Raw genomic sequence first — 19,059 nt, forward strand, 5'->3', positions numbered from 1 at the left:
CACTTGAATAATTGTTATAAAAAAGCCACCTCAATAGCGAGGTGGCTTGTAAAAGATACTTTAGTAAAATCTAAATTAACTTAAAACTTCAGTCTCTTGATATACAAGACCTTCATAACATGCATTATAAATGTTTTTTAAATCTTCTGCTGAAGGTACTCTTGGGTTAAAACCAGTACATGGATCAATTAAAGCATTGCCAGTGATGTAATCCAGATTTTTGTCCCAGTCTTCTTTAGAAATTCCAAATTCCTTAATAGAAGAAATATTATTTACCTTTTTTCTCAATTGCTCAACAGCCTGCGCTAAATCTTCAGCAGTTTCTCCGCCAATTAATTTTGCTAATGCAGGATATTTATCAGTAGCTAGAGCATTATAACGAATAACATTAGGCAAAAAAATGGCATTAGAACATCCATGAGGAATACCGTATAAAGCCCCTACCTGATGTGAAAGCGAATGTACAATTCCAAGCCATGCATTATTAAAAGCAAGTCCGCCCATAAAAGAAGCATCATGCATATTTTGGCGCGCAGTTATGTTTGAAGGATTTTGCACTGCTTCTTCCAGATTATCAAAAACAATTTCTAATCCACCTTTAGCCAGTACATCTGCAAAATTATCATCAATGTTGGATACATAAGCTTCAACGCAGTGTGTTAAAGCATCTAATCCAGTATTTGATGTTACATGGGCAGGCATAGATGCGCAGATCTCACCGTCAATAATTGCAACATCGGGTGTCAGTTCGTAGGATACAATTGGATATTTAACTCCTTTTTCGCGATCAGTAATTACTGCTAATCCAGTAGTTTCTGTTCCTGTTCCGCTGGTAGATGGAATGGCTATAAATTTAGCTTTATTTCTTAGGGTTGGCACGCTAAAAGGTTTAATAAGAGAATCAAATTCAATCTCTGGATGCTCGTAGAAAATCCACATAGTTTTAGCAGCATCAATTGCTGAGCAGCCTCCCAAACCTACAATCCAGTCTGGCTGAAATTTACTCATTGCTTCTGCGCCTTTAAAACATGTTGCAGATGACGGATCTTCTTCGACACCATCAAAAAGAACAGTTTTGATTCCCGCTTCATTTAAAAATGCGATAGCTTTATCTAGTGTCCCGCTTTTTTTCATAGAACTTCCTCCAGTTACTACGAAAGCTTTTTTTCCTTTTATATTCTTTAATTCTTCAAGGCTTCCAGGACCGTGGAAAACCTCTGCTGCAACAAATAATTTGCTCATCTTTATTAGTATTAATTATTACTGCAAATGTAGATGAAGACTTGTAGTGAGATGTTATAAATACAATACTACGCGTTATAAATTTGTGCCAATTCGTTCTGAAGCTCGGTCGGTGTTTCTTTTAGTTTTGCCCTCACAAATTTGTTAAGTGCCGAAGGAGAACTAAATCCGAGATCAAATGCAATTTCTTTGTGAGAGAGATCAGAAAACAATAATTGCCGTTTTATTTCGATAAGTATTCGATTATGGATAGCATTGATGGCTGTTTCTCCGCAGTGTTTTTTTGTTATTTCATTGAGTTTTTTGCTGGTAACATTTAGAGATTCTGCGTAATACTGAACTGTCCGTTCTTTTTTGAACTGTTCATTTAATAATTTTTTAAAATCAATATAGAGATGCTGATTTGTTTTCTGATGTAAGACAGGATGCTTACCATGAATAGATTCTATAAGTCCGAGCAGAAATATTTTAATATAAAAACGAGCCTGTTCCTTTTTTATCAGGCTGGGGTTTTGATATACAGCCTCAATGTTTTGTATGATTGAAAGCATCTGTTCAAACTCTTCAGTTGGCAGGGCAGTACAGTTTAGATTAGCGGATAGATTAACATTATAGGCGCTTAATTCGTTTTTTAATATATCCGAGCAAAATAATACTTCTTCAAACAAAATAATACGGCCTTTTGAATCTTCGTGCAAATTAGATACGAAATGAATTTGCTCTGGGAAAATAATGGAGATTTTTCCAGGTTTAAGCACATGCATTTTTTCTTCAATCTGTAAATCAATTTTTCCTTTTTCAACAATTATAATGCAGAAATGATCTTTTTTGTGTGGATGAAGATAATTCTCAATATTCGTGTTATCTAAATCAAAAACACGAAAAGATAAATTTTTGTCTGCTGCTTTTTGAATGTTTTTCTTGATTTCAATTCTGTCTAATTTCATTTGCTGACTTTCGGATTGGAATATGGTATGGCTTATTTTAGGTTCAATTTAGGTTTAAATAAGCATATTCAATGATTATATTTTGGAGAATGCAAATTTACCAAAAAATGAAGGGTGTAAGGAAAAGTCAAAGACAATATTTTAGTCTGCTGAAGGAGAGCATGTTTAAATAACTAAATGGAAATGTATGCCTCTCAACATCAAAGAAATACTCTTTGACGTGAAAATAATTTACAAGTAATCTATTTTAGATTATGCTTGACTTTATTACTGCGAATTATAATTAATTATTTTTTTAATAAAAAAATACGTATAAATACTCAGTGATGAATTAGGTTAAAGCAATACATTTGAACTCTAGACCAGTGTTGTACTTTATTAGAAACTAAGACGTAATTGTATGAATGATTCAGAATATCAGCCATAATACATTTTTTTTGGAAGCGATGAGCAAATTAGAAGTAGTAAAGTGGTAGTAGGTATTCAGGTTATGCCAGGATTGTAGAGAGCATCGAATTTAGATTTTTTTAATTTTTGTAGTTATGACAGACAAATATCATGATATTATTGCAGCAGAGAAGGACGCCCTAAAGTCTAGACTGGCCCAGATTAAAAGGCGACACAACAGAGAACTTTTTGTTTTGTTTGCCGTCTACGCTGTAATCATGCTTCTTCTTTTATGGTATTTATTGCCACTTTAGCAATTGATTTTTTCAAAACTTAGATTAATGGAATAACTTTAAAACCATCTTAACCTTTTGTGACAAATTAGAAAATGTTCCAAACAATAAGGACCAGAAATCTGTCGTAAAACTTCAAATAACAAATCTTATTCTTATATCTAGCTAAAATTAGTCGAATGTAATAGTTGTCATATAGAAAAAGCTCCTCAGTTTCTAACAAAGGAGCTTTTTTTATTGAAGAATGTATCATTTAGGATTTAATAAAAGCCAAAATATCTTTGTTAATAGTTGCTGCTTCTGTTGTTGGCATTCCGTGAGGAAACCCAGGATAAGAAATTAATTTTCCGTTTTTCAAAAGAGCGGCAGCTTTAGGAGCCTGATTGTAAGGAACAATCTGATCATCTTCTCCATGAAGCACCAAAACAGGAATGTCTAAACTTTTAAGATCTTCTGTAAAATCTGATTCAGAGAAAGCTTTAATTCCTTCGTAATGAGCCAATACAGAACCCATCATTCCCTGACGCCACCAATTATGTTTGATTCCTTCCTGAACTGTTTTTCCTTCACGATTCCATCCGTAAAAAGCGATTGGGAAATCATAAAAATATTGTGCTCTGCTAAATCCGGTACCTTCTCTAATTTCATCAAAAACAGACAATGGCACACCATCAGGATTAGCTTCATTTTTGATCATGATTGGCGTTACTGCACTAATAATAATCGCTTTTGCCACACGGCTTTTTCCATATTTTGCAGCGTAACGAATTACTTCGCCGCCGCCAGTCGAGTGACCAATATGAATGGCATCTTTTAAGTCAAGAGCTGCAGTCAATTCTGCTACGTCTGCTGCGTAAGTTTCCATATTGTTTCCTTCTGAACTTTGACCAGAACGACCATGTCCGCGTCTGTCATGAGCAATAACTCTATATCCTTGTTTCAGGAAAAACATCATTTGTGCATCCCAGTCGTCTGCTGATAAAGGCCATCCATGGTGAAAAACAATCGGCTGTCCTGTTCCCCAATCTTTATAATAAATTTCTGTTCCGTCTTTTACTGTAATTGTGCTCATTTTATTTGGTTTTAAGATTAATAAAATTAAGAATATCCTAATTTTGGTATTGTCATTAAATTCTAAGTTTTTATCTGTTTTTTATTTGGCTTAGATTTCTTTGACAAATTTATAGAGGAAGAGAAGAGCGGTCGATTAACCTAGATTAAGTAATGATTTTTATTTTTATAATCTAAGAGAAACGCTCTGAAATTCTTCCGTTAAATGTTTTGTATTGAAAAGATTACAGGTGTTTTATCTTTTCGTAAATGGCTGGATCGTGTTTTTTTACTTTTATTTTTACGTATTTAGATGCCGGCATATTGCTTTCTTTTACCACATTATTTACAGAAACCAAAACATTTGTTTCCGGAAAATAAGTGACTGTATTTCGCTCTGGAATTTCATAAGAAACGATAAGAAATAAAGGCGCAATTCTTTCGATACCATCATTATAATTAAATAAATCTACTTTATCTCCCGCTTTGAATCCGGCTTTATCAATATCATTTTGATTCATGAAAATAACTCGTCTTTCATTTTTAATACCTCGATATCTATCGTCCAGACCGTAAATAGTAGTATTAAATTGATCGTGCGTGCGAGTTGTCGCCATCATATATTGATCTGGTTCCAATTCATTATCCGGAATTTCAGTTAAAGTAAAGGCAGCACGATCGGCTGATGCCGCAGCTTTAAATTCACCATGACGAGGCGCATTTGGCAGATAAAAACCGCCTTTTTCGCGAACTCTAACATTATAATTTTCAAAACCTGGAATACAATTTTCGATAGCTTCTCTCACATCGTCATAACTATCGTGATAACGCTTCCAATCAATAACTGATTTGTCTCCTAGAGTTGCCATCGCCATACGGCAGACAATTTGTGTTTCGTTTATAAACTGATCCGAAATCGGTTTAAGTACACCTTTTGAAGACTGTACCACGCCCATAGAATTTTCGGTGCTAATAATCTGCACTTCGTTGTTTACAATATCCATATCACTTCGGGAAAGCGTAGGAAGTATAAGAGATTCTTTTCCGTGTATTAAATGACCTCTGTTCAGTTTTGTAGATACACAAACCAGCAGTTTCAGTTTTCTAAAAGCTTCTGCAGTGTAAGTAGTATCTGGCGCTGCCGATAGAAAATTACCACCCATGCAAAACATGAATTTTACTTTTTCTTCATGAATAGCTTTTATCGTGCCAACTACATCATAACCGTGATTTCTTGGCGGATTAAATCCAAAATAGGCCTGAAGACGATCTAATTGTTCATTTGTAGGTTTCTCATCAATAAGCATAGTTCTATTTCCTTGAACATTACTGTGTCCGCGGACTGGACAGACTCCCGCGCCAGGTTTACCAATGCTTCCTTTAATTAATAGTATATTGACAATTTCTCGGATCATGTCAACACCATTTGGCTGTTGCGTAAGTCCCATTCCCCAGCAAATAATAATCCTTTTTTTGAAGGCAATGATTTCTGCCGCTTCGATAATTAAATTTTTAGGAACTCCCGAAAGAAAAGCAAGATGATCTAAATCTAAATGTTCAAACTGTTTCTCAAAATTTTCAATGCCTGTTGTTTTGTTTTTAATAAATTCATGATCAAAAACTTCACCCGGATTTTTCTTTTCCAGTTCAATTAACAAAAGTTCAATAGCTTTTAAAAGTGCCATATCGCCATTTATTTTTATAGGAAGAAAAAGATCCGTAAGTTTTCCGCCAGAACCTAGTATTCCTTTTATCGCCTGCGGATTATGAAACCCCATTAAACCCGCTTCTGGCAACGGATTAACCGCAATAATTTTTGCTCCGTTTTTTTTGCCTTTTTCTAAAGCGCTCAGCATTCGCGGTGCATTAGTTCCCGGATTTTGTCCGATTATCACAATGACATCGGTATCATAAAAATCTTCTAAAGTAACCGTTCCTTTTCCAATTCCGATTGTGGTTTTCAAAGCTGTTCCAGAAGTTTCATGGCACATATTTGAACAATCCGGCATATTGTTGGTTCCAAATTCTTTTGCAAAAAGCTGATACAAAAAAGAAGCTTCATTACTGGTTCTTCCCGAAGTATAAAAAGCTGCTTCATTAGGAGATTCAAGTGCATTTAAATGGGAAGCAATTTTGGCAAAAGCATCATTCCAACTTATTGGTTGATAATGTGTACCGCCAACTGGTAAATAAACGGGCTCGGTTAATCTTCCCATTTTTCCAATTTGGTAATCGTCTAATTTTGAAAGACTGTAAACAGAATTTTCTTTAAAGAAATCCGCCGTAACTTTTTTAGTTGTAGCTTCTTCTGCCAATGCTTTAGCTCCGTTTTCGCAATATTCGCCCAAAGGAGAACGATCGTCATCTGGATCTGGCCACGCACAGCTGGAGCAGTCAAAACCTCCTTTTTGATTCATTTTAAACAAAGCTTTACCACCGCGAACAACAGCCTTATCTTCAATAAGATCACTCGCCGCCGCGAGAACAGCAGGAACACCCGCAGCCCATTTTTCTACTTTGGTTAATTTAAGCTTTGAAAGTTGATACGGATTCTCTGCTTCGGGTAATTTATTGGCTAAATCGTCTGTATTTTGTTGTTGATCTTCCTTCATTACATTTTGGTTTAATTGGTATTGCTATCGGATTAAATTATTTTCAGGCTGTTACAATCACAGTTTGATCTGAGGAATTGTATATATTAAATCTGTTTTCTTTTAGAAATCCCAAAAGTGTGATATTAAACTCTGATGCAAGTTCGACGGCCAGACTCGACGGAGCGCCAATAGCAGCAATAATAGAAATCCCTGCCATTGCGGCTTTTTGAATTAACTCAAAACTGGCTCTTCCACTAAGAAGTAAAATATGTTCGCTTAAGGGCAATGAATTGTTTGTGAGTGATTTGCCTATCAATTTGTCTAATGCATTGTGTCTTCCAACATCTTCAGTTAAAAGAATCAAATCGCCATTTGTATTAAAAAGTCCCGATGCATGAAGACCTCCAGTTGAAGCAAAATCGCTTTGAGCTGTTCTTAATTTTTTAGGCAATTCATAAAAAACAGAGGCTTCAATCGTAACTTTCGGGCGTATTAAATTAGCAAAAGGACTTACCGTTTTTATAGATTGAATCGAACTTTTCCCGCATACGCCGCAACTTGAAGTAGTGTAAAAATTTCGATCGGTCTGCATCAAATTTGGAATGAAATCCTCCTTAAGATCAACTTGAACAATGTTTTGCTTTTGAGACAAACAATTCATTTTTATAGCATAAGCCTCTTGTATGTCTTCAAAAGAAGTAATAATTCCTTCTGTAAACAGAAAACCAATTGCGAGATCAACATCATTGCCCGGCGTACGCATCGTAACCGAAATATTCTTTTGAATCCTCTCTACGTTAGAACCATAAGACAATCTAATTTCCAGAGGTTCTTCGACTGAAAGTGTATCTAAAAAAGCTGCCGTTTCTGTGCCGTCTATTCTTTGAATACTTACGTGTTTGATGGAAACTAATTCCGTATAATTTATTTCCATGATATTGCAATTTAAGTTGTTACGTAAATTTAATTAAAAATAGGTTCAGAAAATATACTTTCACTCATTAATTGAAAGAATCCTATCCGATTTTTAGGTTTAATTCTAGGCCAAATTATTTTACAATTTCGCTCATCAGTTGCATCAGATCATCTGCGCCAGCGTTAAATTTTCTGCCGTTAACAAAAAAAGATGGAGTACCATTTACACCGCTTAAAACTCCGCTTTCAAAATCTGAATCGACTTTAGAGGCAAGTTCAGATTTTTTAATATCAATGTTAAGCTGATGCGGATCTAGTTCTAATTTCTCTGCTAATTCTAATAGAAAAGTTTCACTCAAATATTCTTGATTTTCATAAATAGCATCGTGCATTTCCCAAAATTTTCCCTGTAATGCAGCAGCTTCTGCGACAATGGCAGCCGAGCGCGCATATTTATGCATTTCGGACAACGGAAAGTTTCTAAAAATAAATTGTATTCGCTCTCCATATTTCTTCATCATTTCTTTAAGAATCGGATAAGCTGCTCCGCAATACGGACATTGATAATCTCCGTACTCTACGATTACTATTTTAGCATTTTTTTTTCCTTGTATATGGTCCGTTTTATTGACCGCTGGTTTTAGTGACATAATTAATTGATTTTAAAGTTTTTCTAAAGCTTCCAGAATTCCATCGGCTCCTGGATTTACTGCCATTGGAGATAGATAACTCCATTGTATAATTCCTTCTTTATCGATTACAAAAAGAGCACGGTTGCATTCACCTTCTTCTTTATTGTAAACACCGTATTTATTTGATGTTTCTCCTTTTGGTTCAAAATCGGCTAATAAAGGAAAATGCAGATTTCTAGATTGAGAAAAGGCCATATGACACCATTTACTGTCCACCGAAATACCGAAAATTTCAGCATCGTATTTTTTGAAGTATTTCAGCATCTCGTTGTAAAGTGCCATCTGATCACTGCAAACCGGACTCCAGTCGGCAGGATAAAAAGCTAAAATCACGTTTTTTCCTTTAATTTCAGATAAAGTGATTTTTTGGTTGGGTGTTGCAAATAATGTAAAATCTGGCGCAACGTCATTTTTCTGTAGCATAAGATTTAGTTTTTAGGTTAAAATCAGTACTGGATATTAGCAATGCGCAAATAATTAATAGCAGTGCAGGAAAGGCGAGTGTCCAGTTTTTTAATAACGGAAGTGCCAGAGGTACAACGGATGCTCCTAATAGAAAGCCAATCCACAGGAGGAATAACCGAATAGCATTGAGTTTGTACTGTTTTCTATTAACTTCATTAGTACTCATACTTAGCATTGCTGTATTTCTTGCCAGACTATTTAAAGTTCCTGTAACGAAATCGGTGTTTATTTTCTGGTTTCCTACTGAACTTACAATCGTATTCATAATTCCTGTTGAAAAAACAATTATTGGTATTGAAAGTCCATTATTTATATTGTAATAGTGAGAAGCAATTGTATAGACAATCAATATTCCTGAAACAATATAAAAAGGTAAGGACTCAAACTTCGATTCTCTCCATAACGAGAGACAAGTGCCTGCATATATTCCAAAAACAAAACAGCCAATTATTGCTAACGATGAAATAATGATTGCTGATTTACCACTTGAAAAAGCAATTCCTAATTGTGTACTGTTGCCGCTAATAAAAGAGACATATATTTTCCATTTAAGAAAACCAGCAGCATCTAAATATCCTGCAATAAACGCTAAGAATATGGCTAGTTTCTCCTGCATTCTGATTTGATCAGGCGAAACTGTGAATTCTGTTTCAGCATCCAAAATGATTATTTTTCAGGTTGAATAAACAGTTTGCTTTTAGGAAATTTTTCTATTTCGTCTTTTGCTAGACCAAAATTGGTTATAACAACATCTTTTGGATTTCCTGCAAGCCATTCACTCAAATCAATAGATTGATAGACACCACTGTTAAATCCGATTAAGATTTTGCAAACTGTATTCCCCGTATTTTTTATATAATGTCCAGCACCCATTGATACATAACCAACATCTCCTGCATTGAATTGTTCGGTGACCACGGTACTTTCTGCCAGAAAAACAGACATTTCGGCTTGACCGGAAATATAATACTGCCACTCATCAGCGTTCGGATGCCAATGCATTTCTCTTAAAGCACCTGGCTGTAATTCTATAATAGATCCTGCCATTGTTGTACTGATAGGAAATTCTTTGCTTGTAACCAATCTTTGCAAGCCTCCGCCCGGAATTATTCTTGGTTGTTGAGCATGCAAAGGATAACGGTGCAAATTGGTCAATTCAATATCTGATTCTTCAGGGCGGGAAGCGGCTGCAAAGGATAATTCGTCAGGAACAATTCCGGTTGCAAAATAGGCTTCTTTTTGAGGTAATGATGCCACTTCTTCTAAAGTAATTCCCAAGTTTTGAGCAACAATTTCTGGTGGCATGCTCGATACAAAATCGGTTACGCTGAAAGTATGATCTTCGGAAAAATTACCATTATCAAAAATTAAAATAAAATGACATTCTTCTGTTCCTGTGGCTTGAATCGAATGTCCATATCCTTTTGGGAAATACCAAACATCGCCTGGTTCAAAATTATCAGTATAACTGTGACCGTTTGGATGAATAATAGTTGTACGTACCGTTCCTGAAATAACATAAGCCCATTCGGCAGCATTTGCGTGCCAATGCAGTTCGCGCATACTTCCGGGCTGTAATCGCATTGAAACTCCTGCGATGCCAATAGATGCTGGAAAATCTTTTACAGAAGCTCCTCTTGTTGTACCGCCGTCATTGGTGCGTGGTTCTTTTTTTTCTAATTCGTATTTAAAACTTAATAATTCACTGCTCATGATAATAGCTTTTGGTGATTAATTGTATTGGTTTTTAATTCTATTGTAAAGCTATTGAAGATATACGCTGACTATGTTTTGAATTCGTTAGACGGGCAAAATGAGTCGTTGAATTTAGTATAAGAAACTTTAGTAAATTATATAGAGATTTTATGCGTTTTTTAAATCATTAGTTTTTGTTTTTTAAAATGAAAACATAAAAAAAATCACTGCATATACAGTGATTTTTTTATTATATAAAGGATTAAAAACTATTATTTAAACAGCCATTTTTTGATCAGTTTAGTATAATTTGGCATTACGGCAAATACCATCAAAAAAACAACGCATCCTGAAATTATCAATGCATCAAAATAATGATAAGCAGGAATTTTCAAAAACCTCAAAAAGGGTAATACAAGTAACGGAATTAATAGCGATAAAGGATAAATAGCAGACCAGGTTACAAGAAATTGTTTCCAGCGTACAGGAACTTTGTTTCCTTGGTTTTCGGTATTAAAAAGAAAATCCAAACCTGATTTTATCTGGTAATTGTCATTTTTTCTAAATAACGGATTCGCTTTTTTAATGAGCATTTTTCGGTCTTCTGATTCCATCCAGTTTTTAAGGTTTTCAATAGTATCAAAACGGATAATAACTGTGTAAACAAAAGTTAAATGCAGAATAGGCCGTACAATCTGCAAATCAATAAACCCATTTGAACACTTAGTAATGGGAACAATTTCATCTAGCCATTTTTCGTATTGAAGTTCTTTTCCATCCAAAATATGATGCGTAATAACAACAGATGCGCCTTGATTTTCCATATTACTGTTTTTGATTGAGGTTTGTTTTTTGAATATTATCGAACAAGGATAATTTTACCGGTATGATTGCTTTCTTCTAATAATCGATGTGCTGCAGGAGCTTCTGTAAAAGGAAAGGTTTTAAAAATAATCGGCTTAAATTGTTTTGATTCAATCAATGGCCAGACATTTTTTTGTACTTCTTTGGCTAATTGCCTTTTAAAATCATAATCTCTGCTTCTTAATGTACTTCCGGTAATCGTTAAACGTTTTGTCATTACTTTCCAAAGATCAAGATCTACATGACTGCCAGTTACAGCATTAATATGAACTAATCTGCCTTCAGGTTTTAGGATGTTGACATTTTTACTGAGATAATCACCGCCAATCATATCTAAAATAACATCAACACCTTCTTCCTGTAAAACATTTTCGAAGTCTTGTGTTTTGTAATTGATATAAGAATCAGCGCCTAATTCTAGACAATTTAGACCTTTCTCTTCGGATCCTACTGTTACAATTACGCGCAGTCCTAAAGCATGCGCAATTTGAATTCCCGTAATGCCAATGCCACTATTACCGCCGTGAATTAAAAGGGTTTCTCCAGATTTAAGTGCACCTCTCTGAAAAATGTTTGACCAAACTGTAAAAACTGTTTCGGGAAGACTTGCCGCTTCTGCAAAAGACAAACCAGAAGGAATAGGAAGACATTGGCCTTCACGCACGCTAACGTATTCTGCATAACCACCGCCAGCAAGAATGGCACAAACTTTATCACCGATTTTAAAATCAGTAACATCTGGTCCGCATTCTACAACAATTCCAGAAACTTCCAAACCAAGAATTTCAGATGAAGCACCCGGCGGAGCAGGATAATTGCCTTCACGCTGGAAAATATCAGAACGGTTTAAACCTGCTGCTTTTACTTCTATTAAAACTTTATCTCCGCTTATTTCTGGAGTTGGATATTCCTTTAACTGGAGTACATCTGGAGTTCCAGATTGGGTTATAACTATTGCTTTCATTTGGTTTAGGATTAATGATTTTTATTAGATTTTTCGATTCTTTTCCAAGTGAGTTTATGAATTACCAAACGCGAATTACTTATAAAAGGTTCTTCTGTTTCTAAATGCAATAAATTATCTTTAAAAAGAACTATTCTGTTTTGTGTCTGGTTTCGCCAACTTTCCAAAAGCGAAACGTACATCGTATGACTGACTATTTGTTTTTCATCGTCTGTTTTGAAAGGTCCTGAATAGGCGAGATAACTCTCATTATCTTTTGCGTCGGAATTTTCAGAATCAGTTTTCATTATTTGTGCCGACATATAACCGTCATTATTGTAAATAATAATACCTTTTGGTTTGATTCCCATCGGATATGTAATTTCTCCGCCATCTAAAGGTACTTCAATCAATTCAACCAAAATCCAGGAACCAATCAGTTTTTTAAATAAATTTTCTTTCATAATACTCAAAAATAAAAGGAGCGTACATTAGCACGCTCGATTTTTATATCATTAAAAAGGCTGATTGTATTTGCCAGTTAATGCTTTGTTTTCGATGCTTTTAGCAAAGTTAGGAGTTTCTTCATGATTGTGAGCGTCAGAAGCTGCTTGTCTTGAAGCTGCTGCACCTGCAAGATTTACGTTATGTTCTTTTAGATATTCGAACATTTCTGGTGTTGCTGTTGCGTGAATTTCGTTGGTGTAAAGACAGGTATTCTCATCTATTTTGGTTACTTTAAGTTCCCATAAAACCTGAACTTTAGTGCGTCCGTTTTGAGTAATAGAATCTGAAATTGATAACATACGGCAATAATCGGGACGGTGAACTGTTGCCACATAATGTTGTACCATTAAGGCGTCGCCAATTGTTTCTACGTTTATTGACATCGGTTCACCCTCATAAGTGCTGGTAATTCCTGCACCGATATGCTGTGTAGAACAACGTTGATATTCTGCATCTGGAAGATTTAAAAGCCATTCGGCTATATTTACTTTTTCAATTGGTGCATTGATAATTGCAGTTACTGCTGAATGTGATAATGCATTTTCTTTGGTTTGAATGATTTCCATGATTTCTTGGTTTAAATTGTTTTACTGAAGTAAATTTACCTTCTTGCATTCGTGTGGCATTATACTATTCATTGAATGGGCAAAATCACTCGTTTAATAAGCAAAAACACTCGTTTATCGTAATCGAAATTTCCATTCAATACGTTTCCCGAGGTTGAAACCTCGGGCTATGTTTAAAATAGGAAAGGAAAAAAAATGAAGAATATAATCTCAATATGAGAAAACATAGCCAGTGGTTTCAACCACTGGGACGCAAAGAAGATCAAGTCTGGGATTATTAAAACATGATTATTTCAATACTTATTCAATACGTTTCCCGAGGTTGAAACCTCGGGCTATGTTTTAAAATAGGAGAGGAAAATCATTTCAATATGAGCAAACTTAGCCAGTGGTTTCAACCACTGTGATGCAAAGAGAATCAGGTTTATTGCTAAATTAGAATAAAATAAAAAAGACCGCCTTTAATGGACAGTCTTTCAATTGAAATAATAAGTAACAAGATGATTTTTCTTGAATTTAAAATGAGTTGTTTTCTTATTTGTTTAGCAGTGATTCTAAAAACACTTTAGCTTCTAAAAGTGACAAATTGAGAATATTTTCTACATCGTCTAAAATCTGCTGTAAGGTTGTATTCTGTTCTGTTGCCAATTCGAGAATATCAAGTTTTTCTTCTAAAAGAGGCAGTAATCCCATTATAGCAGCACTAGATTGTAAATCATGGGCTCTAAGTTTTACTATTTTAAAATCCTGATTTTGATAAGCCGTTATAAGTTGGTCTAAATGCGATGGCACATTGTCAATAAATTGATTAGTCACTGTTTCTTCAAAAGCTTTATTACCGCCGCTTACAGATTGCATATAAGTAAGATCAATATGTTGAAAAATTAAATTAGATTCAGGAACTTTTACTTCTTCTAAATCTGTTTCTTTCAATCCGAAATTAGCGATGAGTTTAAAAAGTTCTTCTTCCTTTATAGGTTTTGAAATGTATTCATTCATGCCTTGACTTAGACATCTTTCTTTTTCGCCAGGAAGCGCGTGCGCCGTCATTGCGATTATCGGAATATTTAGTTTTAACATATCTCGAATTTGCTGTACCGCGGTATATCCGTCCATTTGTGGCATTTGTAAATCCATTAGAACAAGATCACAGTCTTTTTTTCTAAGGTATTCTACAGCTTCTAAACCATTAGATGCCATGTCAAAATCAATATTCCATTGTGAGAGTAAATGCTTCATTAAACTTTGGTTGATTGCATTGTCATCAACAACTAGGACTCTCAAAGCTTTATGAGATATACTTTTAAAGTGATCAATATTGGCTACAGGAATTGTATTGAGCTGTTCTTTAGCAATTTCATACGGAATGTAAAAACTAAAAGATGTTCCTTTTCCTTGTTCGCTGCTTACTTCGATATCGCCGTCCTGCAATAAAATCAACTTTTTTACAATCGATAATCCAAGTCCGGTGCCACCGTAATTTCTGGTTGTTGAGTCTTCACCCTGATTGAATCTTTCAAAAACTTCGTTTAGTTTTTCTTTATCAATTCCAATTCCAGTATCTGTAATAGTGAAGCCGATAACAACTTGATTTTCATTTTGTTCTTTGTTATAAACTTCAATGTTTACTGTTCCTTGATGCGTAAATTTTATCGCATTACCGATAAGATTTACCAATATTTGAGTCAGTCGGGTAGCATCGCCAATCAAAGTATCTGGAATGGAGCTGTCCACTTTACTGGAAATTATTAATTTTTTTTCTTTTACCCGTTCCGAAAAAAGCGTTTCAACCGAATTTAATAATCCGTTGATACTGAATATTCCAGGTGTAATGCGCATCATTCCTGCTTCGATTTTAGATAAATCGAGTATATCGTTAATAATAGTCATTAGATTTTCGCCAGAACGCTGAATAGAAGTTACAAATTCTGAAGCAGTTTCGTCTAAAGGTCTTTTCTGTAATAAATTAGTAAAACCTAAAATACCACTTAACGGAGTTCGTATTTCATGACTCATATTGGCGAGAAAGTTTTCTTTGGTTTGTGCTGCAACCGATGCTTTTTTTTCCGCAATATCCAATTCCTTAATCAGAAAATGTTGTCTTCTAAATTGTCGCATTATATGATAGCCAATTACCGCGCCGCTTAAGACTAATAAGATCAATAAAGAAATGTCATACAGTTTTGCTCTTTTGCCCATTTCAAGGCTTAGATCGCTGAGTTCTACCATTCGTAATTGACGCTTGTGGTAAATTTTAGCGGTAATATCCGTAATTTCATTAGAGATTATTCGGGCTCTAGGATTAGCTATTGAACTTTCATCATCCATATTTCCTAAAGAGTCGTAACGATGCAAAAGTTTTCCTTTAGTCGCCATTTTATCCTGCGCCAAAACGCCCAGCCTTTGTATTAGTCTTTCTTCTTCTGGATCTGCGTTATCTACAGAAAGCGAATCGAGAAAATTTCTAATCTGCTTAATTTTTTGATCAATGCCTTCCAGATGCGTAGTGTCATTGGTGGCAATTGAAGCTCTAATTCGACTTTCAACGCCCAAAATATCACGGTCGATCTCTCTTAAATGATTGCTCGAACGCAATTCGTTCAAAAGTGTATTATTATTTCGTATGAGCTCTTTAGTATTTTGAGCTGAATTAATCTGTACTGCAATCAATAAAATACTGCACAAAATAAAACTGCTTATTATAAAATAGCTAAAGCGTTTATTGCCCATTACGGTAGACGTATTTATCATAAAATAAGTGTAAATGAAATTGTGTTATCTTAATTGAATAAGAGAGGATTGTAATTTACGCAGCAGGCAGAAAAAGAGATTGTTTAAAAAACATTCATTCTGGTGTTAAGTGCTTTTCTATAAGCATCGGCAACGGGAATGAATTTTTTGTTAATCATAATACCGCCATCCTGTAAAGTATCAATTTTTCCAATCGAAACAATATAAGAACGATGTACTCTAATGAAATCATCTTTTGGCAAACGTTCTTCGGCAGTTTTCATTTTACCGTGTATGGCAAACATTTTTTCTTTCGTGTAAAACTTTACATAATCGCCCATTGCTTCGGCATAAAAAATATCATCCAGTTTTAAGCGTCTTGTAATGTTAGAATCTCTAACAAATAAAAACTCTTCTTTACTAAATTGCACATTTTCTTTTCGGCTTTCAATTATAGACTGTGCTTTACTTACTGCTTGTAAAAATCGGGCAGGAGTAACCGGTTTTAAAATGTAATCTGCGATATTCAATTCAAATGCTTCCAGTGCATATTCTTTTTTAGAAGATGTAAAAATGATTATGATGTCTTTGCCCGATAGATTTTTTGTCAATTCTATTCCCGTCATTTCTGGCATTTCAATATCCAAAAAGATCAAGTCTACATGATTTTCCTGCAAATGATGATACGCCTCAATGGCATTCGAATATTCATTTATAACAATAAGATTTGGAATTTGTTTTGCCAAATGAGACAAAGTGGTTCTTGCAATATCATTGTCATCAACGATTAACGCTTTCATGGTATTTGGTTTTTGGTTTAGACAAATATACTTATTCCTTGTTAGTTTATCTAAAGTAAGAGCGAATCATCCAAGCCATTTCTTCGTGAATTTCGATTAATCCAGTAATAAAATCGCTTGAACCATAATCTTTGTAATCATTGGCAAAAGGAGTGATGTTACCGCGAATAAATTCGATAATGCTTTCATGGTCTTGCAATAAATCTTTCATAAAGCCTAAACCGTCATTTGTTCTCTCGCTGTATTCTGTAAGATGCGTCAATTCAAGATAAGTTTTCAAAGTTGCAGGTGCATAGTGACCTATTTTACGCATGCGTTCTGCAACACTGTCAATAATTTCATCTAATTGTTTGTACTGATTTTCAAAGAAAATGTGATTTGCATGAAAATTATCTCCTGTAACATTCCAATGCGCGTTTCTGGTTTTTGTGTAAAGAATAAATTCATCAGCTAATAATTTTGCCAATTCATTAGAAACTGCATCTGTGTTTTTTTCTGTAATACCAATGGTTGCTTTCATAATCTAGAGTTTTAAGTTATAAGCAGTATTGCTTTGTTTTCTTATGTAAAGGTCATTAGAAAACATCTCCAGAGTATTTACTTTTAGGTAAACAGGCAAAATGAGTCGTTGAAATGTAGTCTTCGTTCTTTGAGAAAAAAGCTTTGTATATTAAAATGAAAGCATATTTTATCTTCATTTGATTCTTAAATAATTTAAAAAGTAGAATAAAACTCTCATAATGGCGTTTTTTTATAAAACGATATTATGGGTTTATTTGATTTTATGATAGTGGAAATCGCTATGGATTTAGGAACTGCTAACACTTTGATAATTCATGGAGGAAAGATTGTTGTTGACAGTCCTTCAATTGTAGCAAAGGATATTAGAAACGGAAAAATTATAGCTGTAGGCAAAGAAGCAAGCTTAATGCAAGGTAAAACGCATGAGAATATTAAAACAATACGGCCACTTAAAGATGGTGTCATTGCTGATTTCGATGCTTCGGAGAAAATGATTAACTGGTTTATAAATAACATACCGGACATAAAGAAAAATCTTTTTAAGCCGGCTCTGCGTATGGTAGTTTGTATCCCAAGCGGTATTACAGAAGTTGAAATGAGAGCAGTTAAGGAATCCTGCGAAAGAGTAAATGGAAAAGAAGTTTTTTTAATTCATGAGCCGATGGCAGCCGCTATCGGAATGGGGCTGGATGTAATGCAACCCAAAGGAAATATCATAGTGGATATTGGAGGAGGAACCACAGAAATTGCTGTAGTGGCACTTGGAGGAATAATTTGCGATAAATCCATAAAAATTGCTGGAGATGTGTTTACGGGAGATATACTATATTATATGAGAACGCATCATAATCTGTATATCGGAGAAGCCACCGCTGAGCAGATAAAAATAGAAGTGGGTGCGGCAATAGAAGTTTTAGAAGATGCTCCTGCTGATATGATGGTTCGCGGAAGAGATTTACTTACAGGTAAACCCAAAGAGGTGCAGATTACATCAAGAGAAATTGCAAGGGCATTGGATAAATCAGTACTTAGAATTGAAGATGCTATTATGGTAACGCTTTCAGTAACGCCACCTGAGTTAGCAGCAGATATTTATAATACTGGTTTGTATCTTGCAGGAGGAGGAGCAATGCTTCGTGGTCTCGACAAAAGAATTTCTCAGAAAACAGATCTTCCAGTATATATTGCAGAAGATCCGTTAAGGGCAGTTGTTAGGGGAACTGGTATTGTATTAAAAAATATTACTAAATATAGGAGTGTACTGGTAAAATAAAGTTTAGATCTGAATATAATTGGTTGTTTAAGAATTGATGTTAGTTTTTATTCGATTTTTGAAGGAATAGGAGCAAATTTGTTTCTTTCAAATATTGTACATTATATATGATAGGCATTTAATAAGAATGCGAAATCCGTAAATGCAAAGGTGTTTCCAATCATGAAATTAGTGAATCATAAATAAAAGAAAGAAAGTTCTTTCGAAACAGAAAAATAAATTTAAAGTTAAAATTTGCATTATCAGATTGTTAAGTTAAACGTTGAAAAAAAAAATAAAAAAGTCTTTAAAAAGCATTGTAAATCTAAATAAAGGTTCTACTTTTGCACCCGCTTTGAGACACAGGCGAAGACAAAAAGAAATACACGTTCGTAGACATATTGAATTGACAGCCGTTCCGATGCAAATCGGAACAGAAAAAATAAGAGTAATGGAATCGAGAGATTCGAAGAGAACCGATAGATACCATCGAGATATAATATAAAAATATACGATGAAGAGTTTGATCCTGGCTCAGGATGAACGCTAGCGGCAGGCTTAACACATGCAAGTCGAGGGGTATAAGTCTTCGGAT

18 protein-coding genes and 1 rRNA gene are annotated in these 19,059 nt (G+C 34.7%); 3 read left to right on the forward strand and 16 right to left on the reverse strand.

Features of this window, described 5'->3' with window-relative positions; translation table 11 throughout:
* Positions 1-75: 75 nt before the first annotated feature.
* The 16 genes from LL966_RS21670 to LL966_RS21745 form a co-directional block, all read right to left on the reverse strand.
* Complete coding sequence (locus LL966_RS21670) at positions 76-1,242, reverse strand: iron-containing alcohol dehydrogenase (RefSeq protein ID WP_229356179.1); 1,167 nt, start codon at positions 1,240-1,242, stop codon at positions 76-78.
* Between the two features lie 68 nt (positions 1,243-1,310).
* A complete protein-coding gene (locus LL966_RS21675) occupies positions 1,311-2,189 on the reverse strand; it encodes an AraC family transcriptional regulator (protein ID WP_229356181.1) in 879 nt (292 codons plus the stop codon).
* Between the two features lie 933 nt (positions 2,190-3,122).
* The gene (locus LL966_RS21680; protein WP_229356183.1) at positions 3,123-3,941 is read right to left on the reverse strand and encodes an alpha/beta fold hydrolase; all 819 of its coding nucleotides are present in this window, start codon (positions 3,939-3,941) and stop codon (positions 3,123-3,125) included.
* A gap of 223 nt (positions 3,942-4,164) precedes the next feature.
* A complete protein-coding gene (locus LL966_RS21685; RefSeq protein ID WP_229356185.1) occupies positions 4,165-6,531 on the reverse strand; it encodes an FdhF/YdeP family oxidoreductase in 2,367 nt (788 codons plus the stop codon).
* Positions 6,532-6,574: 43 nt separating this feature from the next.
* Entirely contained in the window at positions 6,575-7,447 is an 873-nt protein-coding gene (gene fdhD, locus LL966_RS21690; protein ID WP_229356187.1) for a formate dehydrogenase accessory sulfurtransferase FdhD, read from the reverse strand.
* 115 nt (positions 7,448-7,562) lie between these two features.
* Positions 7,563-8,078: a DsbA family protein gene (locus tag LL966_RS21695; RefSeq protein ID WP_229356189.1), complete on the reverse strand. Its 516-nt coding sequence runs from the start codon at positions 8,076-8,078 to the stop codon at positions 7,563-7,565.
* A gap of 12 nt (positions 8,079-8,090) precedes the next feature.
* Positions 8,091-8,543, reverse strand: a complete 453-nt coding sequence (locus tag LL966_RS21700) for a redoxin domain-containing protein (protein WP_229356192.1) — start codon at positions 8,541-8,543, stop codon at positions 8,091-8,093.
* On the reverse strand, positions 8,527-9,246 hold the full coding sequence (locus tag LL966_RS21705; protein WP_229356194.1) for a YoaK family protein: 720 nt from the start codon (positions 9,244-9,246) through the stop codon (positions 8,527-8,529). The genes LL966_RS21700 and LL966_RS21705 overlap by 17 nt, the downstream gene beginning before the upstream one ends.
* A gap of 5 nt (positions 9,247-9,251) precedes the next feature.
* Complete coding sequence (locus LL966_RS21710; RefSeq protein WP_229356196.1) at positions 9,252-10,298, reverse strand: cupin domain-containing protein; 1,047 nt, start codon at positions 10,296-10,298, stop codon at positions 9,252-9,254.
* 254 nt (positions 10,299-10,552) lie between these two features.
* Positions 10,553-11,104, reverse strand: a complete 552-nt coding sequence (locus LL966_RS21715; RefSeq protein WP_229356198.1) for an antibiotic biosynthesis monooxygenase — start codon at positions 11,102-11,104, stop codon at positions 10,553-10,555.
* 35 nt (positions 11,105-11,139) lie between these two features.
* Positions 11,140-12,108 carry an NAD(P)H-quinone oxidoreductase gene (locus tag LL966_RS21720; protein WP_229356199.1) on the reverse strand — a complete coding sequence of 323 codons (969 nt, stop codon included), beginning with the start codon at positions 12,106-12,108 and terminating at the stop codon, positions 11,140-11,142.
* Positions 12,109-12,119: 11 nt separating this feature from the next.
* Entirely contained in the window at positions 12,120-12,551 is a 432-nt protein-coding gene (locus tag LL966_RS21725; RefSeq protein ID WP_229356201.1) for a lipocalin-like domain-containing protein, read from the reverse strand.
* 51 nt (positions 12,552-12,602) lie between these two features.
* Positions 12,603-13,160 (reverse strand): hypothetical protein, encoded by a 558-nt coding sequence (locus tag LL966_RS21730; protein ID WP_229356202.1) that lies wholly within the window; start codon positions 13,158-13,160, stop codon positions 12,603-12,605.
* A gap of 534 nt (positions 13,161-13,694) precedes the next feature.
* Entirely contained in the window at positions 13,695-15,911 is a 2,217-nt protein-coding gene (locus LL966_RS21735; protein ID WP_229356204.1) for a hybrid sensor histidine kinase/response regulator, read from the reverse strand.
* Positions 15,912-15,994: 83 nt separating this feature from the next.
* Positions 15,995-16,690 (reverse strand): LytR/AlgR family response regulator transcription factor, encoded by a 696-nt coding sequence (locus tag LL966_RS21740; RefSeq protein WP_229356206.1) that lies wholly within the window; start codon positions 16,688-16,690, stop codon positions 15,995-15,997.
* Between the two features lie 46 nt (positions 16,691-16,736).
* Positions 16,737-17,210: a Dps family protein gene (locus LL966_RS21745; RefSeq protein WP_155104369.1), complete on the reverse strand. Its 474-nt coding sequence runs from the start codon at positions 17,208-17,210 to the stop codon at positions 16,737-16,739.
* Between the two features lie 246 nt (positions 17,211-17,456).
* On the opposite strand from LL966_RS21745, the gene LL966_RS21750 reads away from it, so the two are divergent.
* From LL966_RS21750 to LL966_RS21760, 3 genes are all read left to right on the forward strand, one after another.
* Complete coding sequence (locus LL966_RS21750) at positions 17,457-18,485, forward strand: rod shape-determining protein (protein WP_229356208.1); 1,029 nt, start codon at positions 17,457-17,459, stop codon at positions 18,483-18,485.
* Between the two features lie 262 nt (positions 18,486-18,747).
* Positions 18,748-18,969, forward strand: coding sequence for a hypothetical protein (locus tag LL966_RS21755; RefSeq protein ID WP_229356210.1), 222 nt, complete (start codon positions 18,748-18,750; stop codon positions 18,967-18,969).
* A gap of 6 nt (positions 18,970-18,975) precedes the next feature.
* Positions 18,976-19,059 (forward strand): 16S ribosomal RNA (locus LL966_RS21760); the annotation flags it as partial.

The sequence above is a fragment of the Flavobacterium chungbukense genome (assembly GCF_020805785.1).
Classification (GTDB): Bacteria; Bacteroidota; Bacteroidia; order Flavobacteriales; family Flavobacteriaceae; genus Flavobacterium; species Flavobacterium chungbukense.